1 pseudogene is annotated in these 281 nt (G+C 51.6%); it reads left to right on the top strand.

The window, feature by feature from the left end:
- Positions 1 to 281: pseudogene (locus ACTHSP_RS23700) on the top strand (homoserine dehydrogenase); the annotation flags it as partial.

The raw sequence follows: 281 nt of genomic DNA, 5'->3' as shown, positions 1-281 counted from the left end.
GGTATTACCCGTAAAACCGACAAAGGCATCGAGTTGCGTGTACACCCTACTCTGATTCCTGAAAGCCGTCTGCTGGCTAACGTTAACGGCGTGATGAATGCTGTCCGTGTCAATGCCGATATGGTTGGTGAAACCTTGTATTACGGTGCAGGCGCCGGTGCATTGCCGACTGCTTCTGCCGTGGTTGCCGACATCATTGATATTGCCCGCCTGATTGAAGCGGAAACTGACCATCGTGTTCCTCACTTGGCATTCCAGCCTTCACAAGTTCAAGCGCAAAA

Source organism: Neisseria sp. P0001.S005 (assembly GCF_051963715.1).
Note: the sequence above shows the minus strand (reverse complement) of the source record. Positions and strands in the feature narration are given on the sequence as shown.